General features: G+C 55.6%; 18 protein-coding genes. 5 read left to right on the top strand and 13 right to left on the bottom strand.

Features of this window, described 5'->3' with window-relative positions; all coding sequences use genetic code 11:
* Positions 1-43: 43 nt before the first annotated feature.
* The 3 genes from brnQ (G5315_RS11415) to G5315_RS11405 all read right to left on the bottom strand — a co-directional run bounded on the left by brnQ (G5315_RS11415) (position 44) and on the right by G5315_RS11405 (position 3,957).
* Positions 44-1,321, bottom strand: a complete 1,278-nt coding sequence (gene brnQ / locus G5315_RS11415; RefSeq protein ID WP_421236121.1) for a branched-chain amino acid transport system II carrier protein — start codon at positions 1,319-1,321, stop codon at positions 44-46.
* A gap of 429 nt (positions 1,322-1,750) precedes the next feature.
* A complete protein-coding gene (gene brnQ, locus G5315_RS11410) occupies positions 1,751-3,055 on the bottom strand; it encodes a branched-chain amino acid transport system II carrier protein (RefSeq protein WP_266135400.1) in 1,305 nt (434 codons plus the stop codon).
* 191 nt (positions 3,056-3,246) lie between these two features.
* On the bottom strand, positions 3,247-3,957 hold the full coding sequence (locus G5315_RS11405) for a tRNA1(Val) (adenine(37)-N6)-methyltransferase (protein WP_421333069.1): 711 nt from the start codon (positions 3,955-3,957) through the stop codon (positions 3,247-3,249).
* A 119-nt stretch (positions 3,958-4,076) separates the two neighbouring features.
* Between G5315_RS11405 and srmB the strand changes: the two genes are divergently transcribed.
* On the top strand, positions 4,077-5,300 hold the full coding sequence (srmB, locus tag G5315_RS11400; protein WP_421333068.1) for an ATP-dependent RNA helicase SrmB: 1,224 nt from the start codon (positions 4,077-4,079) through the stop codon (positions 5,298-5,300).
* A gap of 72 nt (positions 5,301-5,372) precedes the next feature.
* Here srmB and G5315_RS11395 read toward each other — a convergent pair whose 3' ends face one another.
* The 4 genes from G5315_RS11395 to G5315_RS11380 form a co-directional block, all read right to left on the bottom strand.
* Entirely contained in the window at positions 5,373-5,828 is a 456-nt protein-coding gene (locus tag G5315_RS11395; protein ID WP_144714974.1) for a GNAT family N-acetyltransferase, read from the bottom strand.
* Positions 5,829-5,884: 56 nt separating this feature from the next.
* The gene (locus G5315_RS11390) at positions 5,885-6,457 is read right to left on the bottom strand and encodes a Crp/Fnr family transcriptional regulator (protein WP_421333067.1); all 573 of its coding nucleotides are present in this window, start codon (positions 6,455-6,457) and stop codon (positions 5,885-5,887) included.
* Positions 6,458-6,459: 2 nt separating this feature from the next.
* Positions 6,460-7,209: a 23S rRNA (guanosine(2251)-2'-O)-methyltransferase RlmB gene (rlmB, locus tag G5315_RS11385; protein WP_069530024.1), complete on the bottom strand. Its 750-nt coding sequence runs from the start codon at positions 7,207-7,209 to the stop codon at positions 6,460-6,462.
* 556 nt (positions 7,210-7,765) lie between these two features.
* A complete protein-coding gene (locus G5315_RS11380) occupies positions 7,766-7,897 on the bottom strand; it encodes a phage integrase N-terminal SAM-like domain-containing protein (RefSeq protein WP_371139903.1) in 132 nt (43 codons plus the stop codon).
* A gap of 224 nt (positions 7,898-8,121) precedes the next feature.
* Here G5315_RS11380 and G5315_RS11375 point away from each other — a divergent pair, with 224 nt between their 5' ends.
* Positions 8,122-9,015, top strand: coding sequence for a hypothetical protein (locus G5315_RS11375; protein ID WP_421333066.1), 894 nt, complete (start codon positions 8,122-8,124; stop codon positions 9,013-9,015).
* A gap of 39 nt (positions 9,016-9,054) precedes the next feature.
* Complete coding sequence (locus G5315_RS11370) at positions 9,055-10,482, top strand: alkaline phosphatase D family protein (protein ID WP_227341425.1); 1,428 nt, start codon at positions 9,055-9,057, stop codon at positions 10,480-10,482.
* 302 nt (positions 10,483-10,784) lie between these two features.
* On the opposite strand, the gene rnr is transcribed toward G5315_RS11370, so the two are convergent.
* Positions 10,785-13,172: a ribonuclease R gene (gene rnr, locus G5315_RS11365; protein WP_421333065.1), complete on the bottom strand. Its 2,388-nt coding sequence runs from the start codon at positions 13,170-13,172 to the stop codon at positions 10,785-10,787.
* A gap of 134 nt (positions 13,173-13,306) precedes the next feature.
* On the opposite strand from rnr, the gene G5315_RS11360 reads away from it, so the two are divergent.
* Positions 13,307-14,329 (top strand): GGDEF domain-containing protein, encoded by a 1,023-nt coding sequence (locus G5315_RS11360; protein ID WP_047434508.1) that lies wholly within the window; start codon positions 13,307-13,309, stop codon positions 14,327-14,329.
* Between the two features lie 131 nt (positions 14,330-14,460).
* On the opposite strand, the gene ompA is transcribed toward G5315_RS11360, so the two are convergent.
* Positions 14,461-15,498, bottom strand: coding sequence for a porin OmpA (gene ompA / locus G5315_RS11355; RefSeq protein WP_005335824.1), 1,038 nt, complete (start codon positions 15,496-15,498; stop codon positions 14,461-14,463).
* Between the two features lie 265 nt (positions 15,499-15,763).
* Positions 15,764-16,801 (bottom strand): SGNH/GDSL hydrolase family protein, encoded by a 1,038-nt coding sequence (locus tag G5315_RS11350; RefSeq protein ID WP_421333064.1) that lies wholly within the window; start codon positions 16,799-16,801, stop codon positions 15,764-15,766.
* Between the two features lie 254 nt (positions 16,802-17,055).
* On the opposite strand from G5315_RS11350, the gene G5315_RS11345 reads away from it, so the two are divergent.
* Entirely contained in the window at positions 17,056-17,442 is a 387-nt protein-coding gene (locus G5315_RS11345; protein ID WP_005335826.1) for a YgiW/YdeI family stress tolerance OB fold protein, read from the top strand.
* Positions 17,443-17,527: 85 nt separating this feature from the next.
* Here G5315_RS11345 and mltC read toward each other — a convergent pair whose 3' ends face one another.
* The 3 genes from mltC to mutY form a co-directional block, all read right to left on the bottom strand.
* Complete coding sequence (gene mltC, locus G5315_RS11340) at positions 17,528-18,631, bottom strand: membrane-bound lytic murein transglycosylase MltC (protein ID WP_421333063.1); 1,104 nt, start codon at positions 18,629-18,631, stop codon at positions 17,528-17,530.
* A gap of 114 nt (positions 18,632-18,745) precedes the next feature.
* Positions 18,746-19,018 carry an oxidative damage protection protein gene (locus G5315_RS11335; protein WP_005343152.1) on the bottom strand — a complete coding sequence of 91 codons (273 nt, stop codon included), beginning with the start codon at positions 19,016-19,018 and terminating at the stop codon, positions 18,746-18,748.
* Between the two features lie 8 nt (positions 19,019-19,026).
* Positions 19,027-20,079, bottom strand: a complete 1,053-nt coding sequence (gene mutY, locus G5315_RS11330; RefSeq protein WP_201943014.1) for an A/G-specific adenine glycosylase — start codon at positions 20,077-20,079, stop codon at positions 19,027-19,029.
* Between the last annotated feature and the right edge of the window lie 204 nt (positions 20,080-20,283).

The following is a 20,283-nucleotide window of genomic DNA, read 5'->3' as shown; positions in this document are numbered from 1 at the left end:
GGCCAGCAGATGCTGGCCTCTTTGCTATCTCGTTGATCCTGAATCAAGCCGCTTCGGCAGCCAGCTTTCCGTTTGGTCGCATCAAGATGCCAACGATGCAGGCCAGCAGAGTTGGCAGCAGCCAGGCAAGTCCCTTGTCGAACAGCGGCAGGAAGGCAAAGCCGTCCATAGCCATACCAGCAGCGCCCAGTCCGTCCAGACAGCCAAACAGGAAGGCGACCAGCAGCACGCCACGAAACGCCAGCCGTGGCTGGGCAAACCACCCTTTGAGGAAGGTCACCAGCACCAGTGCAATGGCAACCGGGTAGATGGCTACCAGCACCGGGATGGAGAGACTGATAAGCTCACTCAGCCCCACATTGGCCACCAGCGCGCAGAGTGCCCCCAGCAGCATCACCCACTTGTGGTAAGCCCAGCCAGTCAAACCTTGGAAATAATCGGCTCCGGCACAGAGTAGGCCTACTGCACTGGTAAAACAGGCCAGAGTGATGATGGCCGCCAAAATAAGCTGCCCAGGCTGACCAAACAGGCTCAGGACGTAGGCATTGACGATGGCACCGCCGTTGCTGATGTCGCTCGCTACTCCGCCGGCACTGTTGCCAAGCTGGAAAAGAGAGAGATAGACCGCCGACAACCCGACCGCCGAGATCAGGCCCGCAATGGTGAGGTATTTGAACTGGCTGCGATAGTCCTCGATCCCCTTCTGGCGCAGCAACCCGATGATCAGTGCGCCAAACATCAGGGATGCCAGGGTATCCATGGTGTTATACCCCTCCAGCATCCCCTTGGTGAGCGGAGCGCTGATGTAGTCACCGCTGGCATCGGGCATGGTACCCTGTGGCGCGATAAAGACCCCGACCGCCAGAATGAGCAGCATCGCCATCAGGGCGGGAGTCAGGTACTTGCCAACCGCATCGAGCAGTTTGCCCCGATCGAGCGCCACCATGATCACCAGCGCAAAGAAACTCAGGGTGTAGATCAGCAGCCCCTCATGACCGGCATCGCCGAGCCAGGGCTTGAGCCCCATCTCGTACGCGACCAGACCGGTGCGGGGAATGGCAAAGGCGGGCCCCATGATGATATAGATGGCGATGGCCAGCGCCGTCGCCGCCCCGGCGGGCAGATAGCGGGTCATTCCGGTCCAGCCACTCGCGCGGCCCCCCGAACTCCCCTTGGCAACCGCAATCAGGGTGATCAGCGGCAAGCCCACTGCCGTTAGCAAAAAGCCGCACATGGCGGCCAGCAGATGCTCACCAGCCATAAAACCCGCAAGCGGCGGAAAAATGATATTGCCAGCCCCCAGATAGAAGGCAAACGTCATAAACCCCAGTCCGAATACGTCGGACAACTTCAATGATTTCGTCAAACCCAACCTCATCTGCCTTATCAGCTTGTTATTGATTGCACCCACTGCCTGGCAGATAACCGGTAACAATGTCTCTTGCTTCTCTCTCGTACGGATACCGGACAAGAATTGCGCACTCAGCATAAATAAAAGGAATCAAATCTCAATATCAAATTAATATATTGAAACAATTTGAACAAATAGAATTAATTACCAACAAGTTTGCCATTCTCAAAATGATGTAAAGAGAGATTGAGCAAAGAGGCGAGAACAGGCAGCAAAAGCGCGGAACAGGCAAGCGTCACCGGCAGTGACCATCACAACCCGGCAAAACACAATGCAGAGTGACGGAAAGCAAAAGAGCCTGCACGGGGCAGGCTCTTGGCAATATCACATCGGGCGTGATCAGGCAGCTTCGGCAGCCATCTGTGTCGGACGCACCATCACGCCAACTACGCAGGCCAGCAGGGTCGGCATCAGCCAGGCGAGGCCCTTGTCGAACAGCGGCAGGAAGGCAAACGCATCCATCTTCATGCCGGCAGCACCCAGACCATCCAGGCACCCGAACAGGAAGGCAACCATCAACACGCCACGGAACACCAGACGGGGACGGCCGAAGTAACCCTTCAGGAAGGTGACCAGCACCAGCGCCACGGCAACCGGATAGATGGCAACCAGCACCGGAATGGAGAGGCTGATCAGCTGGCTCAGGCCCACGTTGGCCACCACGGCACAGATAACGCCCAGCAACACCACCAGCTTCTTGTAAGCCATGCCGGTCAGATTGTGGAAGAAATCGGAACAGGCGGAGATCAGACCGACTGCAGTGGTAAAACACGCCAGAGTGATGATGGCCGCCAGAATGAACTGACCCGGCTGACCAAACAGGCTCAGTACGTAGGCGTTGACGATGGCGCCACCATTGCTGACATCCGTCGCCACACCGGCTGCCGTGTTACCCAGCTGGAACAGGGAGACGTACACCACGCTCAGACCAACGGCAGAGATGAGGCCGGCAATGGCCAGATACTTGAACTGGCTCTTGTAATCGTTGATGCCTTTCTGGCGCAGCAGATCGACGATCAGGGCGCCAAACATCAGGGACGCCAGGGTGTCCATGGTGTTGTAACCTTCCAGGATCCCTTTCACGAAGGGGCTGTTCTGATAGTCACCGGACGCGTCAGGCATGGCGCCTTGCGGCGCTACGAATACCCCGACCGCCAGAGTCAGCAGCAGCAGCATCAGTACCGGAGTCAGGTATTTGCCGATGGCGTCCATCAGCTTGCCCTGGTTCATGGAGACCAGAATGGCCACACCAAAGAAGATCACGGTATAGGCCGCCAGACCCGCTTGCCCCATATCACCGATGAACGGCTTGAGGCCCATTTCGTAGGCAACCAGACCGGTACGGGGCGCGGCAAAGGCCGGGCCTATGATGATATAGATGGCAACGGCCAGCGCAGTCGCAACACCGGCAGGCAGCAGTTTGGTCATGCCAGCCCAACCGTTACCGGCTTTCGCCACGGCCAGAATGGTTACCAGAGGCAGGCCCACGGCAGTGACCAGGAAGCCAAACATCGCCAGGGAGAGGTGCTCACCAGCCATGTAACCGGCCAACGGCGGGAAAATGATGTTACCGGCGCCCAAGTAGAAGGCGAAGGTCATAAACCCTAATCCGAGTACATCGGACAATGTGAGTGATTTCGTCAAGTTCAACCTCGTCTGTCTTGTAAATTATTGCTTGTTATAGTTTTTATCGGTCGCTGACCGGGTGTGTTCAGGGGGTATAAAAAAAGAGCCCCGCATGTTTTTTCATCGCAACCAGTGGTTTTAGCTGGTCTGGAGCGGGCGCTCGATCTGGAACCAGCATAATGGCGTGAAAAAATAGTTCAAGACGAAATTTACATCTTCAAATAGAAGGGGTTGGTCAGTTGGATATATCTGTCGGAATAGGCCCCATCAGCAGAATGGATCACAATTTCACCCCTCTCACACCTGTTTAATCCTCTGCCAAGTAGCAATAAAACACGATTTGCCTCTTTACCCTCTCTGGTGATAACAGCTGTATAACAAATGCCATGCAGATCATAATTCGCCGAAATGCATAAAATTTCATCGGCAACCGCCGTCGGCAGCACCAGCGCCACCTGCCCGTTCGGGCTCAACAAACGATTGCAGGCCGCCAGTAATGCGGGGCTGTCGAGGGCGCCGGTATGGCGGGCCAACGCCCGCGCCGGATCGCTAAATGACTGGCCTGCCACGAAATAGGGAGGGTTGGAGACGACAAGATCGTAAGGGGCGGCCTGATAATCCTGAATGGCACTCTCTATGATGGTCACCCGATCTGCCCAAGGAGAGGACGCCGCATTCTCCCGCGCCTGGCTGGCCGCATTAATATCCAGCTCGACCGCATCAAGACGGCAGTCAGATCTGCTGCGCTGGGCCAGCATCAGGGCGATCAGGCCGCTGCCGGTGCCGATATCGAGCACTCGACGCGCCTGTTCGACCGGCGCCCAGGCCCCGAGCAAAATGCCATCGGTGCCCACCTTCATGGCGCAGCGATCGTGATTGATATGGAACTGTTTGAAGGTAAATCCGCGACTACGTCCCATCTGGCCCCCGTCATCTGCAAAAATGGTGGGCGATTATAGCGGCTAAGACACACTCACCAATAGGAGCCGACGAGATAATCGCCTATAATCTGCCGTTTCCTTAATGACCGAGTATTGCCATGAGCCAGTCCTTTGATGATTTCGACCTGCACCCAGTCCTCAACCGGGCCTTGGCCGAGATGGGATTCACCCGCCCCACCACCATCCAGCAGATGGTGCTGGAGCCAGCCCTGGACGGCCGCGATATTCTGGCATCCGCTCCGACCGGTACCGGCAAGACCGCCTCTTTCCTGCTGCCGGCACTCCAGCACCTGCTGGACTTCCCACGCCGCAAGCCGGGCCCCTGCCGCATGCTGATCCTGACCCCGACCCGCGAGCTGGCGTTGCAGGTAACTGCCCACGCCAAAGCGCTGGCGGCTCACACCAACCTCAGCATCGAGACCATCATCGGCGGCGTCAGCCATGAAGAGCAGCTGCCTGCCCTGACCAAGACCACCGACATCGTGGTCGCCACCCCGGGCCGTCTGCTCGAGTACATCGAGAAAGAGGAATTCGAGAGCCACGACATCGAAGTGCTGGTGCTGGATGAAGCGGACCGCATGCTGGACATGGGCTTTATCAAGGATGTGAACCGCATCGTGGCCGAAGCGCGCTACCGCAAGCACACCATGCTCTTCTCCGCCACCCTGGAAGGGGCCGGCCTTGAGAAGTTCGCCAACGAGATCCTCAAGGATCCGGTGGAGCTGCACGCCGAACCGCCCCGCAGCGAACGTCGCCCCATCACCCAGTGGATCCATCTGGCTGATGACGCCGCCCACAAGCTGGCGCTGCTGACCCATATCCTGAAAGATCCGGAAACCCAGAAAGCCATCATCTTCGTCAAGACCCGCGAGCGTCTGGCGGAGCTCTCCGGCCAGCTGCAGGCTGCAGGTATCTCCTGCGCCTGGATCCGTGGCGAAATGGAGCAGAGCAAGCGTATCGAGTCGATCCGCAAGTTCCACGAAGGGGAAGTGCCCTTCCTGATCGCCACCGACGTCGCCGCCCGCGGCATCGACCTGCCGAACGTCAGCCATGTCATCAACTACGACATGCCCTACGGCGCCGACGTTTACGTCCACCGGATTGGCCGTACCGGCCGCGCTGGCAACCGTGGATGCGCCATCAGCCTGGTGGAGGCCCACGACATGGCGATGGTCGCCAAGATCGAACGCTACACCGAGGAGCGCCTCAAGCGCCGGGTGATCGACGAGCTGCGCCCGAAACACAAAGAGGCGCGGGTACCGGTGAAGAAGAAAAAGCCGGTCGACAAGAAGAAGTCCGCCAAGAAGAAAAAGAAGAAGTGATCGCCTGGCGATAAAGAGAAGGGCCATCCCGCGGGATGGCCCTTCTGCATTCTGAATCACTCTGACGAGTGGTTATGCCACCACTCTGCGCATCCCCATATGGGGGATATCATCTTCGAGATAGCCTTCCCCTTCCGCCACAAAACCGTGTTGGCCGTAGAAGCCTTGCAGATGAGCCTGCGCCCCCAGCCAGATACTGTGAGTCGGCCAGCGCGCCTCACACGCCTTGACCGCCTCGCCGATCAGCTGGTGACCGAGACCACCGCCACGCGCCTTGGGTGAGGTCACCACCCGACCGATGGCGGCACCGCTCTCATCGCCGATGCCGGGCGCCATGATCCGCGCATAGGCGGCCAGCAGATCGCCCTGATATCCGAGCAGGTGCAAGACCCCTTCGCGGCGATCGAGCCCGTCCAGATCCTGAAAGGGGCAGGTCTGCTCCACCACGAACACCTCGGCCCGCAGCGCCAGCAACTCATACAACTCGTCAGTGGTCAGTTCAGACCAGGGTTTCAGGATCCAGTTCATCGGCAACTCCTTATCAGTTCGGCCTGCCAGCATAATCGTGGCGCCAGCGCCCTGCATTAACCTTTGTTAAGTTCTTTCAGCCGTTTGCGAATGCGGCTCAGGCTGATGGGAGTAATGCCGAGATAGGCGGCGATCTGGTGATCCGGCACTCTGGCATCGAGTGCGGGAAAGCTGTCGAGAAAGTGCTGATAACGCGCCTGCGGGCTGCCGGTCAGCAGCAACTGCTCCTTCTCCTCCTTGATGCGCAGCTGCACCTCCAGCAGGTGCTGATACCAGCGCGGCCAACCGGGCAGCTGGCGCAAGTCGACCAGACTGAACAGCTGCAGATGGCAGAGTTCCAGCGCCTCCACGCTGTAGCGGGCTGGCTCGCCACTAAGCAGGTGGTGGAAGTCGAGAAACTCGTCCCCCTCCCAGTAGAACTCCTTGATGTACTCGCGGCCATCCTCCAGCACCAGCTTGGCCCGCAGCAGCCCCTGCTCCACCCTGACCAGCAGATCCGGGCTGTCGCCGGCGTGCCAGAGGCAGCTTTTCGGGCTGAGGGTCAGCGGGCGGGCAAAAGAGAGGAGGCGCGCGGCCTCCTCTTTATCTGCGACCTGCGCCCAATCGAAGGGGGGTCTGTCAGTCAGCATGATTAACCGCGACGCTGACGCACGGCTTCAAACAGGCAAACGCCGGTTGCCACCGAGACGTTGAGGCTGGATACAGCCCCTGCCATCGGGATGCTCACCAGCTCGTCGCAATGTTCGCGGGTCAGGCGACGCATACCTTTACCTTCGGCACCCATCACCAGCGCCATCGGGCCGGTCAGTTTGGCCTGATAGAGGTCGTGATCGGCCTCGCCAGCGGTGCCGACAATCCAGACGCCGCGCTCCTGCAATTCGCGCAGGGTGCGGGCCAGGTTGGTGACCTGAATGAGCGGCACCACTTCGGCCGCGCCACAGGCAACCTTGCGCACGATCGGGGTGAGACCCGTAGCCTTGTCCCGCGGCACGATGACAGCATGAGCCCCGGCAGCATCGGCGCTGCGCAGGCAGGCGCCGAGATTGTGCGGATCGGTCACGCCATCCAGCACCAGCAGGAAGGGCTGGTTCTGTTGTGCCGCCAACTCATCCAGCAGGCTGGCCAGATCGTGCTCGGCCAACTTCGGCGCCTCTTTCACCCGTGCCATGATGCCCTGGTGATTGTTGCCTTCCGCTTTGTCATCAAGGGTCTTGCGGTTCACGCTCTGCACCTTGAGGCCGAGGGACTCCAGCTCGGTCAGCAGGGGTTGTAGCCGGTCGTCATCCCGCCCCTTCAGCGCCCATACCTCGATGAAACGCTCCGGGGTGCGCTCCAGCAGCGCGGTGACAGCGTGAATGCCGTAGATCAGTTCAGTACTCATGTTCAAGATCCGTAGGTCGGGTCGCATAAATGCGCCCCGAAGAAAAATGGCCGTACCGGCAGCCTGACCACCATGATGCAGGTCTCGTCACCGGTCGCTAAATGATGGCGCATCATACCAGAGAGACCGGCATCTAGGGAGAAGGAAGCTGCTCGGCTAAGCTGCGAAACTATGACAGGCCTCTTGATCCGGCTGCGCCATCATCCTTGATGGCGAACCTGACCCGGCCCAGCAGTGACGAAGTGGGCTCGCTACGCGGTGCACAAAACGGTCGCAGTCCCAATTTCAGCCCTTTCGTCGTGGATGTTCGACTGCAACACAGCTCAAGATGATTAATTTATTGGGCTTGCTCAAAAAATCACCACATCCCGAGATCCTCTCCTGCATCACACGCTAATATAGTCGTTTAGCAACAGCCTCGTCGGAGTCACCTATGAGCCAGGCCAGCGAAACCACGCAGGTAAAAAGCAGCAGACTGAAGGCTGGAATTCAGGGGCGGTAGCCTTGCCTGATGGAGTGGATAAGCGAGTGAAGCAAAACGGTAGCTGTCCCAATTTCACAGTTGATTAAAACGTATGAAATTGCGGATCCAGTACCAGTAGGACTTTTCAGTACGGATGCTGTAGTGATGCAAACGCATCGCTGTCCTGACCTGTTCACGCAGGCGGGGTTTGGTGGTGCTCTCCATCGTTGGCTCCTTAACTGTTTTTTTATACAGTGGTAATGGTAGAGTAAAAAGAGAAGGTCAAGCGAATACATTCAAGTATCAGAGGTAGATTGGTAATATTTTGATTTAATTTGATTTTTTTCATGGCAAAAATCAGGGCAGATCGGAGTTATATGGAAGGCTCTGCTATCGGATTAGTGCCGCCTTCTATCTAATCACTGTTAGGTGAAGTAAGGAAAAGCAGCATGGGTTTTCTAGAGATATTTCTCACATCACTCGGCGGAACAGCAACGGCCGTTGCTATTCTTGGATACCTCGGCAAAGGACTTCTAGATAATCGGTTAAAAAAGGATCTTGAAGACCACAAACTACTAATTCAGGAAGCATCCTCAATAAAAGCTACAGTCAACAAATATTCAAGAGTTGTAATGATGTCGGCTGAAGATGCACAAGACAGGCTTTGGCACTTATGCGAACGTCAAGCAAAGTCAAAAAACAAAGTTCTTGAGGCGAAGGATGATTTAAAACCAATGTACGGGGCCTGGCCAATGACCAAGCAACATTACCTCCTTGGAACAATGTATTTTATTTCGCGTTACTTATGCTGGGTAGAAATACTGAAAGAGAGAGTAAGGTTGCTTGAATTTAATGACGATGAGAAAACCAAGCTATTCTATTATCATCTTAAAAGAGTAGAACGTATGCTAGCTGAAACGTCGCTACAGGAATTTTCTGAAACTCAGATATCCACAGACAAGCCGGTTTTTCAATTAATGCAATCTGAAATTGGTCAATATTTGATGAGATCCGATGATGGAGAAATAGGCTGCATTGTGTTTCAAGAGTTCAAAAGAAAATATACTAGTATCAGAGATTCTTCCGACGCTGTTTCGCGGTTAGAAGAGTTGTTGTATGGCGCCATGTCAGATGCAAAAAGTAATTTTTGTCTGACAAGGCTGAAACTTTTAGGGAACGCCTTAATGGATTTTGTTGCATTTCTTCATGACCACAATCAATTGCGCGAAGCAGAGGGTTTAGTGAAAATCAGTGTACAAAACTTTAAAATGGACGCTTACCTAGAGAAGTGGCCAGTCACACCTAACAAGTCAATGCAGCTGACCGCCTTTGGCGGCGGCTGATTGAAGCGTTATATTTCTCTAGGAACTTGGAGATAAAAAATGAATTTAAATAACCCAAGGATTGGCCCCGTTTTGGGCTTAGTTAAAACATCAACTGCAAGAATTATGTGTGGAATTCAGGAGTGCAATAATATCGACAAGCCAAATTGCGGATGGATCAGGATTAGGAAAAGTGGTGGCAATTGGCAGAAAGCAATGCAGTTTAGATTCAATAAGAACTTTTACTATACAGGTGTTATCGAATTGACTGATCTAGAATCAAACACCAAGTATGAGTATCAAATGGCTTACGCTTCCGATTACTCAGAAGACGAAATAGGAGACCTAGATAATTGGGAAGAAGTTAAAACTCATAGCTTTCGCACCCAAAAATCTGAACAATTTAGATTTTGTTTCGGATCTTGTTTAAGAAACAATGATGATAGTCGTGTTGGAAAGGTTTTAAAAGCTGCTCACAAAATACACCAAGAAAATCCATTGGACATGATGCTTTGGCTGGGAGATCAAGTTTATAACGATAAGTTATTATGGGCCACACCAAACAACTCATCAAAAGACGACTTCACTAAACTATACGAAGATTTTTTTTGCAATGAGCATGTTAAAAATCTATTGCCCGTGGTACCAAACTACATGGTTATGGATGACCATGAAATAGAAGATGGCTTTAAACACGGAGCTGATGATTATGACGACTCAAGATTGCATTGGCTAAACAAAAATAAGGACCGACTTATAAACGGAATTAACGCTTTTTACTCTTATCAAGCATCTCATGGCCCCATATATGATACAGTGCCTAGTGATCAGGTAGGTGTTTCATTCGTAAAGGGACAGTCTAACAACCAAGTTCCCGTAAGGCATTATGCTAGCGTAGAGTTTGACGATGTAGGGCTATTTCTTATGGATACCAGAAAAGAGAGAGGGCATATAGGATTAATTTCTTCAGAGCAAGAAGAAGAACTAAAAAGGTTTTTAGCTTCTGATTATCGAGTGAAATTGGTGGCAAGTTCTGTAACATTTTTGGCTGATAATCATTCAGAGTCAAGCAAGGCTGACAACTGGAAAAAAGCCCCCAACCAACGAGAGCGAATATTGAATTACATTATAAGCAAAGACATTAAAAACGTCATTTTCTTGTCAGGGGATATTCATTCGCATTTTTCAGCAAGTCTAAAATATCAAGATCAAAGCACAACGATACATCAACTTGTGTCTGGGTCTTTATTCTGGCCGACAAGCTTTTTAATGAATAGTATTAGATGGTTCGAGAGCGATGTAAGATTTGATAAATCCATACATGGTGCATCTGGCTTTTCACTTACCAAACCAATTTCAGAAACCGATTGTAAGTTCTATGCAAATAATGCAGTTGGGTATGTTGAAATTCTCGAAAAATCATTAATTTTTAAAGTGTTTAGGGAAAATGGAGATGTGGTAATTGAGACACAATTGCCTCTACAATAAGAGGCTAAGAATATAACAAGTCAAAGTAAGAAAAATAGGAAACCCACCTTTCTGAGCGCCGCGTAGCAGCCAATAGCGTGGCCATCGCGCAGGGAGTATGCCCCTCGCCATAGGCACGAGGCCGATCTCCACCGAAGGGCTGAGCCCCTCCCTTTTCGCTGACCATAAAAAATCCGAACCCCGGTAACAGGGTTCGGATTTTTTTCATCTCAGGAGTATCGGGCACTGGTGAAGATAACCCGAGGCATCAGCCCGTTACAGCCTAGCCCCAAGTCGCCGGCCACAGGCCATTGCCGAAGGGCTTACCCCTTGGCCTTATCGCGCGCTTTTTTGCTCGGTCGTCTGTTGCTCGGTTTGGCACGGCCACCCTTGTCGGATTTGCCGTGATCATTGCCCTCTTTACGTTTTTCGTGGCGCTGGGCGCTCTTGGCCTTCTCTTTCTTGATCTCGGCCTGCTTGCGCGCCATCTCTTTGGCGTTCTTGCCGGTGATCTTGAGGGGCTCTTCCACCATCACGAAGTCGATCTTGCGATCGTCCAGATTGACGCCCATCACCTTGACCCGCACCTTGTCGCCCAGACGGTAACGCCGGCGGAAGTTCTCGCCGATCAGCTGCATGTGCAGGGGATCAAACTGGTAGTAGTCGTTGGTGAGGGTGCTGACGTGCACCAGACCATCGATGTGGATCTCCGCCAGACGGACGAAGAAGCCAAAGCCGGTGACGCTGGCGATGACGCCGTCAAACTCGTCACCCACGTGATCCAGCATGTACTCGCACTTGAGCCAGTCAGCTACGTCGCGAGTGGCATCGTCGGCACGGCGCTCGGTCATGGAGCAGTGCTCGCCCATCGGGTCCACTTCTTCCAGCTGGTAGTGATAACCACCGCTCGGGGTCCACTTGTGGCGCAGGTTGCCCTGTTGCTCCTTGGCAGTCTGGTACTTGATGGCGCGGTGCAGGATGAGGTCGGGGTAGCGACGGATTGGCGAGGTGAAGTGCGCGTAGGACTTCAACGCCAGACCGAAGTGACCGATGTTGTCGGCCTGATAGATGGCCTGACGCATGGAGCGCAGCAGCATGGTGGAGAGCAGCTCCGCATCAGGTCGCCCCTCAAACTTGACAGCCAGCTCGGCAAAGTCTTTCGGCTCGGGCTCGAGACCGCCCTTGAGCTCCAGACCCAGTTCGGCCAGGAAATCGCGGAAACCGGTCAGACGCTCTTCGCCCGGACGGTCATGGACCCGGAACAGGGCAGACGCTTCGTTCTTCTCGATATAACGGGCCGCGGCCACGTTCGCCTGGATCATGCACTCTTCTATGATCTTGTGGGCGTCGTTGCGCACCAGTGGCACGATGCGGTCGATCTTGCGCTGGGCGTTGAAGATGAAGCGGGTCTCTTCGCTCTCGAACTCCACCGCACCGCGCTGATGACGGGCATGCTTGAGCGCCTTGTAGAGGTTGTTGAGCTCCTCGATATGGCCCACCAGCGGATCATACTGCTGGCGCAGCTTGGGATCGCCATCGAGGATCGCGGCAACCTTGGTGTAGGTCAAACGGGCGTGAGAGTTCATTACCGCTTCGTAGAACTTGTAGCCGGACATGCGGCCAGCGGCGGAGATGGTCATCTCGCACACCATGCAGAGACGGTCAACCTGCGGGTTGAGCGAGCAGAGGCCGTTGGAGAGCACCTCCGGCAGCATGGGCACCACGAACTCGGGGAAGTAGACGGAGTTGCCGCGCTGATACGCTTCGGCATCCAGCGCCGTGCCGGGCTTCACGTAAGCGGAGACGTCAGCAATGGCAACCCACAGGCGCCAGCCGCCACCGCGTTTGGCTTCACAGAAGACGGCGTCATCGAAGTCGCGGGCATCTTCGCCGTCGATGGTCACCAGCGGCAGGGCGCGCAGGTCGATGCGGCCCTCTTTGGCTTTCTCCGGCACCTGTTCGCCGAGACCGGCAACCTCTTTGGTCACCTCTTCCGGCCAAGTGTGCGGGATACCGTGGGTACGCAGGGCAATTTCGATCTCCATGCCCGGCGCCATGTTCTCGCCCAGCACTTCCAGTACGGTGCCGACGGCATTGATGCGGGAGGTGGCGCGTTGATTGATGCGCACAACCACGACCTGGCTCTGGCGAGCCCCTTTGTTTTCCCCTTCCGGGATGATGATGTCCTGGCCGATACGGCTGTCATCCGGCACCACGAAACCAACGCCATTCTCGACGAAGTAACGGCCGACAATGTCTGCCTCACGGGACTTGAGCAGGCGCACCAGACGCGCTTCCTGACGACCCTTGCGGTCGATCTCGGTCGGCTGAACCAGCACGTAATCGCCATGTATCAGGCGTTGCATCTCTCGGTTGTTCAGATACAGATCCGGACCACCACCTTCCGGACGCAGAAAACCGAAGCCATCCTTGTGGCCGATTACATAACCTTTGACCAGATTCAGGCGATCCGGCAGGGCATAACATTGGTTGCGAGTGAATACCAGTTGTCCATCACGCTCCATGGCGCGCAGACGACGACGCAAGGCTTCCAACGGCTCTTCATCTTTCAGCTTGAGGACCTTGGCCAACTCTTCACGGGACATGGGCTTTTCATGGCCCTTGATGAGTTCCAAGATCAACTCGCGACTGGCGATGGGGTTATCGTATTTTTCGGCCTCGCGTTCGAGGAAAGGATCTTTTTGAGACATAAGCAGGCCTTAGGGTAGGTGGTAACGGTGCCATTATATCGGAGGGGGGGGCGAATGGCATCCATCGGCTGCCTTTTGGCCAATCTCTCTGTCATACTATCTTCAGTTCGCTGGCATGATGAGACACAGAACTCATGAGTAAGGACACATTTGCCCAATCTGCCGCCTATCTCAAGCAGGCAGTTCCCCTGATGATCAAGTACCAAATCCCAACTACGCCGGACAACTACCACCTCTGGTACAACTATGTCTCGGCCAGCATGCCCGAACTCAACCAGGCGATCGATCAAGCCATCAAACTGCAGGGAACCTGCTCCCTCACTACCTGCGAGCGCCTTTATCACCAATATCTGGCTGCGCAGGACGAACAGCAGATGGAGGCGATGAAGCTCAACCTTGCAGCCATGGCCAACGAGCTCGGCCACTCCATGCAGGATGCCATCTCCGATACCGGTATGTTTCAGGAGATGCTCGACAAGAGCTTCGACAAGTTAAGTAAGATCGACGATGAGGGGCTGAGCCTGGAAGATACCATGGGCATCTTGCGAGACTTGGTGCGCGAATCGCGGGATGTACGCATGTCCACCATGCACTTTCGCAGCCAGCTCAGCAATGCCGAGAAGGAGATCAAGGAGCTGCGTGCCGCGCTCAACGAAACCCGCAAACTGGCCAACGAGGATGCCCTCACCAACCTGCTCAACCGCCGAGCCTTCGATCTGGAGCTGGAGGGGTTGATCCGCAGTCAGCACCCCTTTTCACTGATCCTCGCCGATATCGATCGGTTCAAAAATTTCAACGACGAATATGGGCACCTGCTCGGCGATCAGGTGCTGCGAGCCTTCAGCAAACGGCTGCGCGATGCCTGCAAGGAGGGGGTCACCGCCTATCGACTGGGTGGCGAGGAGTTCGCCATGCTGGTCCCCCATCGCTCGCTGGCGCTGGCCAGACAGATGGCGGAGAGCATGCGCCGCGCCATCGAGCGGATGTCCATTCTGGATCGCAAATCGGGCCGCCGCATTGACCACATCACAGCCTCGTTTGGCGTGGGTGAGTTCAACGGTCAGGAGAGCGCAGACTGTCTGGTCGAACGTACCGACAAGCTGCTCTACAAGGCCAAGGAGCTGGGGCGCAACCGGGTGATGCCGCTCCCTTCCTGATTTAGTCCCCTGCCCGACCGCAATGCCAATGTAAAAAGCCAGTCAGATCAACTGACTGGCTTTTTGGTCTCTCTTGCTCCGACAGGGGCTGTTCATTCCAGCCCCAGTGGAACTCTGCTCAGTGTGAAGGATTACTCCTGCACCTCGCTGACACCTTCGACTTTCACATCAACACGGCGATCCGGAGCCAGGCAGACGATCAGCTCACGCTTGGACTTGCTGACGCAGCTGTCGCCGGTAACCGGTGAGGATTTACCACGCCCTTCCACATTGATCTTGGCGGCCGGGATCCCTTTACCAACCAGATAGTTGGCAACAGTCTGGGCACGCTGCTCGGAGAGCTTCTGGTTGTAGGCATCAGAACCGATACGGTCGGTGTGACCAATTACGGTTGCCACGCCATCTTTGGGTCGTGCTTCTTCAATCTGGCTATAGAGGCTATCCAATGCCTGACTGGCCTCTGGCTTGAGGGTCGCCTTGTTGAAGTCAAACAGCACATCGGAGCTCAGGGTAAACTGCTTCTCAACCATCACAGGTGCAGGAGCAGGTTCCGGAGCCGGGGCGGGCGCCACAGGGGCAACCTGACCAAAGCGATAAACCGCTGCCAGCGAGAGCAGGCCGTTATCCATTCTCAGACCGGTATCATCGCGGCTGCCATACGGGGTGGTGTACTGGTACTCCAGGCGAGCGGCCCAGTCGAGATTGAAAGCATACTCGGCACCCAGTGCACCGACCATGACAAAGCGGCTGTCATCTTTGTAGACATCGCTCTTGGTATCAGCCCAGCCATAACCGCCACCGACACGACCATACAGATCCAGATTATCGGTAACCGGGAAGCCCAGTTTCAGGGTCAGTTGAGCCAGCTGTGCTTTTACTTCATCACTGAAAGCGCCTGCCGCCGTAGTGGCATCGTATTTGTAATTGCCCAGATAGTCGTAACCCAGCTCCAGTCCCAGATTCTTGTTGATCTGATAACCGCCAAACACGCCTGCACCCAAGGCATCGTTGGTCTCATTGCCAAGGGTCAGGGCATTGCTTTCATCAATGCCGTAGAAGTTGGACCAACCCAGTTTGGCACCGCCATACCAGGTGTTGTCTTGACCAGCAGCCTGGGCATTGGCCGCCAGCAAGCCGGTAACCAGCAAGGTAATCAATGATTTTTTCATGTTTGAGCCTCTGCAACTTTATGTAGGAGGAGGTTGATTGATATCACCTCGTCTTATAGGTGCAACCACCCAAAAGCGATCGCAGCATATCAACGTTAGCCTATTTTCAAGTCACTGATATCAATTAACAAAAAACACTCTAACGCAACCACATTACAAAAACAGCAACAAACGTTTGTTATTTGAACTGAATGTGACGCAAAAAGACGCACAGATGAGGGCAGATAGGAGAAAAAGGCCAGCAACATGCTGGCCCGAAGCGATATCAGTGACGAACAAACTCGTAGTGCTGATCGATAAAGTCAGCAACACGCTGGCTCAGTACCTTGTGCACCGTCCTGGTCGGATGCACCTGATCCCAGAACATATGCTCATCGCAGTTGAGAGTCGCTGCTCGCCCTTTTGCCTGCCCGCTCACCACCGCCTGCGCCAGGATCGGGTTACCGGCAATAGCCACTCTTTCGGAGACACTCAAAGCCGGGGTCGCAGCCACCTCGGCGGCGCTGCCGGAGAACGGCTTCCATGTATAGCCACCACCGTAGCAGGCGTGTTCTGTGTCACTCAGCCCGAACTGCTGAGGATCGCGCATCATCTCGTCAAACTGCTTGTCCACTTCGAACAGCTTCACGATGCCAAGGGGAGCCAGCTCTCGAGTGAGGTTCTGCAACTTCTGGTTGTGGTAACTGGCCACATGGCGCACCTTCTCCACCACCTTCATGCTACGGGCTGACGGGGTCTGCCCCAGATCAGGAATGTTGAACAGCAGGATCTGCTGCGCGCCGTTGAGCACCAACCGGTTGGATGCCAGCCGGATGGTATCGATCACCCGATCCGCATCCCGCTCGGTGTTCCAGCCATAGGCAAGATAGTCGTTGGCACCGACCCAGATCACCACCAGATCATCGGGACGGAACTTGTCCTTTTTCAGGAACTGCTCGATCTCGTAATCGAGGTTGTTGATCACCTGATATTTGGGATCCCAGGACCAGAAACCGAGCCAGCCGTTCAGAGCCCCCAGATGGTTATAGGCCACCGCGGTCGCACCGCCTTCCGCCTCGTTGGCCACGACCAGACCGGGGAAGCGCTCGTCACCCAACTGCTCCAGCCACACCGGGCCGTTGCTGAAGCGCCCGTTGAAGTAGGGTGGACTGGAGGGGAGATACCCCCGCATCTTTTTGTACATCTTGCCGGTGTCGGAGAGGCTGTCCCCAAACATCACAACCCGGGAAAAAGGTTGGCGTCCCTCTGCCGCTTGCGCGGTCAATGCCATTAACCCCAATAAACAAACAAGCCATTTTTTCATATTGTTATGCTCTTCGATTAAGCAGGTGAGACCTGCGGACTTCTCCTCGAGTGGCGACAGGCATGGGAAGAGTCTGCTGCCACTGACTTCTGGTGAAGGCGACAGATTACAGTTCCAGATGAAATCACACATGTTCCGCCACCGATGAAATCGCTTGCGCTCACAAAACAGACAATCACACAAGCCTATTTCTTTCACGCTTGTTTCACGCCCCCCCCGGCACAATGCCCCCATACCAACGACAGGAGTATGAAATGAACAAGGCAAGCGCAAGCGTAATCGGACTGTTGACCCTGATGTCTGTCTCCTCTTTTGCCATGGCGGCCTATACCGGCCCGCAGGAGCAGAACAAGGTTTCCGTTGCTCAACTGAAAGATCTGGCAGATGACAGCTGGGCCACCCTGGAAGGGAAACTGGTCAAGCACCTGGGCGGCGAGAACTATCTGTTCCGCGACGCCAGCGGTGAAGTGGAGGTCGAAGTGGATCAGGATGTGTGGCGTGGCACCGAAGTGGGCCCGGATGATCAGATCCGTATCCGTGGTGAAGTGGACCACAGCTGGAACAAGACCGAAGTGGAAGTGAAAACCCTGGAGAAAGTGGGCGCGGCCCCGCAGACCAAGGGCGGCTTTATCGCCAAATAAGGCCACTTCAACGACGAACGGGCCAGACGTTAAAAGGGCGCTTGATATCAAGCGCCCTTTTGCATGGTTAACCCAGCGTCACCGCTTAACCGGCCCGACTGGCAAAGGCTCTCTTGAACCCCTTCTCGGCCTGATTGACCTTGTAGAGGTAACGGCGCGCCTCCTCTTTGGGATGCTGCTCGGTCAACACCTGATAGACCGCCTCGGGGGAGAGCCGGTTGATCCGGCCCGGCGCCGCCTTGCGATCGCTGGAGAAGGTATTGAGCACCCCGCCAGCGCCACCGTTATAGGCGGAGATCACCGCATAGCGACGGGAGCGCGGATCCTGAATATCCGCCAGATAGACGGTCTGCAACAGGTGCAGATAGGCGGTACCGACATCGATGTTGTAGGCCGGGTTGAACAGCTCCTCCCGGGTCGGCTGGCCGTTCTTGCCCTTGACCCGCACATAGACGTCACGACCGGCAGTGGCCGGGATCACCTGCATCAGGCCATAAGCGTTGGCATGGCTCACTGCATAGGGGTTGAAGCTGCTCTCGGTCTTGATCACCGCATAGATCAGGCTCTCCGGCACGCCGTATTTGCGCGACGCTTCCCGGATGATCCCCGCATACTTGTAGCCCCGTCGATCTTCATGGTTGGCCACCATGGGAATATCGACGAAGAAGATGGTGCGAATCCCCAAAGTGCGCTTCTTCATCGCAGTGTTGAGCAGGTAATCGGCATAACGCTCGGCGCGCCAGGATGAACGAATAGGCTGGCGCTGATTGTCCAGCACCTGACCGTAGAGGAAAGGCTCGCCACCGGTCAGAATTTCCCGATCGGAGTAAAGATCCACTTCGGCTGGATCGTCCGGCGTCAGCAGGGTCTCGATAATGGCGCGGCGCAGGTGAGCGCGCGGGTCGATGCCGGAGACAGTCTCGACCATGATATGGCCGCTGGAGAAGTCGATATGGGCCCGGCTCTTGTACTGATCCGTGTATTTGACGTAGTCAAACTTGCCCGCAAACAGCGCCTCTCGTCCCCATATCTCGTTCACGTTATGGGAGAGCGCGCTGATCATGTGTTCAAAACCGCGGATGTCCTTGCCGTTGACGAGATCGTCATCCTCACTCCCGCTGGGCTTGGGGGAGGATGAGCAGGCAGAGAGAAACAGCAGGGTGCAGAGCAGCCAGAAAATTCGGCCCATAGGATCCTCAAACCGGGCGGCACTGCCGCCCATCATTCATATGCCGCGAGTAAACAAGGGGAGGCTAGCCACCTTTGGCCCACTCCCCGCTCACAGGTACTACAGTTCAATCGTTTATTGGCTGGGAGGGGTGTAACCTTCGATCTGCACTTCACCTGCATCAAACAGGTAGCTGACCATCTCTTTTTCCAGCAGTTGGCGATGCTCAAGATTCATCATGTTGAGCTTTTTCTCGTTGATCAGCATCACCTGCTTTTTCTGCCACTCGGCCCAGGCTTCCTTGCTGATGTTGTCAAAAATCCGCTTGCCGAGCTCACCGGGATAGAGTTGGAAATCCAGACCCGGGCCCTCTTTTTTCAGGCGTTGGCAAAATACAGTACGGCTCATGTTGACCTCTATGGTTGTAACTCTGGATAGGCGAGGAGACGGGCCGTGGCGGCCGCCAGCCCCACCTCGGCAGGATGGCGTAAGTTATACCAGAGTCGGTTATCTGCTTCCATGAGCCGCAGCGGCTGCGCCTCATCAATGTCAATCAGCAGCGGCTGAATATCGAGATGGAAGTGGCTGAAGGTATGGCGAAAACCGGCCAGTTCCCGATAACCGTGATGGCTCAGGCCGAGGGACGCCAGCAGACCCTCCACCTCCGCCAGCGAGGCCACTTGCGGGAAGCAGTAAAGCCCGCCCCAGATCCCCTGTGGCGGCCGCTTCTCCAGCAGCAACTCATCGCCGTGGCGGATCAGCAGCATGATGCCATCGCGAGCCGGAATGCTCTTCTTGGGCTTGCTGTTGGGATAAGCGGTAGGCTTGCCTTGCGACAGCCCCTGGCAATCGGCCCGCACCGGACAGCGATCACAGGCAGGCTTGCTGCGGGTGCAGATAGTGGCCCCGATATCCATCATTGCCTGATTGTATTGCGCCACCCCCAGCTTGGGGGTGAGCCGGATGGCGATCTCCCACAGCTCGTTCTCCACCTGTTTTTGGCCGGGCCAGCCCGGCAGCGCCAGCCAGCGGGTGAGTACCCGCTTCACGTTGCCATCAAGGATGGCGTGAGGCTGACCCAGGGAGAGCGACAGCACTGCCCCGGCGGTAGAACGACCAATCCCCGGCAGCGCCATCACCTCGTCAAAGCGCTCGGGAAAGAGACCGTGGTGATGATCGCGGATCTGCTGGGCCGCCTTGTGCAGGTTGCGGGCCCGGGCGTAGTAGCCAAGCCCGGTCCAGTGGTGCAGCACCTCATCGACAGGGGCATCGGCCAGCGCCACCACATCGGGGAAGCGCGCCATAAAACGCTGGTAATAGGGGATGACTGTGGCGACCTGGGTCTGCTGCAGCATGATCTCCGAGACCCAGACCCGGTAAGGGGTCTTCTCCTGCTGCCAGGGCAGGGTTTTGCGGCCATGAAGCTCGTACCACTCCAGAACCCGGCTTGCGAAGGTTGATTGATTCACGTTGTTCTCATGTCGTTGATATATGGGGAACTCTGCGGTTCCTTCGGCTCATCTGGCCTGCGTGGGCATAAAGTCATCCCGCAGCACAGCGCCAGCTGTCTGGTGCGGCAGCGTAAGGCCTCGCCACGCCCAAGTCAAAGCCGCGCTGACTGGCGCTGCGGCCAGGTGGTGGTCAGGCAGCAAAGCGGTAACAAAGACGATATA

Source organism: Aeromonas sp. 603607 (assembly GCF_049171595.1).
GTDB classification, from domain to species: domain Bacteria; phylum Pseudomonadota; class Gammaproteobacteria; order Enterobacterales; family Aeromonadaceae; genus Aeromonas; species Aeromonas veronii.
The sequence above is the reverse complement of the archived record's forward strand: the minus strand, read 5'-3'. Positions and strand labels throughout refer to the sequence as shown.

Excerpts from the sequence above, each read along its gene's own strand:
- brnQ (WP_421236121.1), bottom strand. The coding sequence starts at position 1,321 with ATGACGTTTGCCTTCTATCTGGGGGCTGGCAATATCATTTTTCCGCCG.
- G5315_RS11405 (WP_421333069.1), bottom strand. The coding sequence starts at position 3,957 with ATGGGACGTAGTCGCGGATTTACCTTCAAACAGTTCCATATCAATCAC.
- srmB (WP_421333068.1), top strand. The coding sequence starts at position 4,077 with ATGAGCCAGTCCTTTGATGATTTCGACCTGCACCCAGTCCTCAACCGG.
- G5315_RS11395 (WP_144714974.1), bottom strand. The coding sequence starts at position 5,828 with ATGAACTGGATCCTGAAACCCTGGTCTGAACTGACCACTGACGAGTTG.
- G5315_RS11390 (WP_421333067.1), bottom strand. The coding sequence starts at position 6,457 with ATGCTGACTGACAGACCCCCCTTCGATTGGGCGCAGGTCGCAGATAAA.
- rlmB (WP_069530024.1), bottom strand. The coding sequence starts at position 7,209 with ATGAGTACTGAACTGATCTACGGCATTCACGCTGTCACCGCGCTGCTG.
- G5315_RS11380 (WP_371139903.1), bottom strand. The coding sequence starts at position 7,897 with ATGGAGAGCACCACCAAACCCCGCCTGCGTGAACAGGTCAGGACAGCG.
- G5315_RS11375 (WP_421333066.1), top strand. The coding sequence starts at position 8,122 with ATGGGTTTTCTAGAGATATTTCTCACATCACTCGGCGGAACAGCAACG.
- G5315_RS11370 (WP_227341425.1), top strand. The coding sequence starts at position 9,055 with ATGAATTTAAATAACCCAAGGATTGGCCCCGTTTTGGGCTTAGTTAAA.
- rnr (WP_421333065.1), bottom strand. The coding sequence starts at position 13,172 with ATGTCTCAAAAAGATCCTTTCCTCGAACGCGAGGCCGAAAAATACGAT.
- G5315_RS11360 (WP_047434508.1), top strand. The coding sequence starts at position 13,307 with ATGAGTAAGGACACATTTGCCCAATCTGCCGCCTATCTCAAGCAGGCA.
- ompA (WP_005335824.1), bottom strand. The coding sequence starts at position 15,498 with ATGAAAAAATCATTGATTACCTTGCTGGTTACCGGCTTGCTGGCGGCC.
- G5315_RS11350 (WP_421333064.1), bottom strand. The coding sequence starts at position 16,801 with ATGAAAAAATGGCTTGTTTGTTTATTGGGGTTAATGGCATTGACCGCG.
- G5315_RS11345 (WP_005335826.1), top strand. The coding sequence starts at position 17,056 with ATGAACAAGGCAAGCGCAAGCGTAATCGGACTGTTGACCCTGATGTCT.
- mltC (WP_421333063.1), bottom strand. The coding sequence starts at position 18,631 with ATGGGCCGAATTTTCTGGCTGCTCTGCACCCTGCTGTTTCTCTCTGCC.
- G5315_RS11335 (WP_005343152.1), bottom strand. The coding sequence starts at position 19,018 with ATGAGCCGTACTGTATTTTGCCAACGCCTGAAAAAAGAGGGCCCGGGT.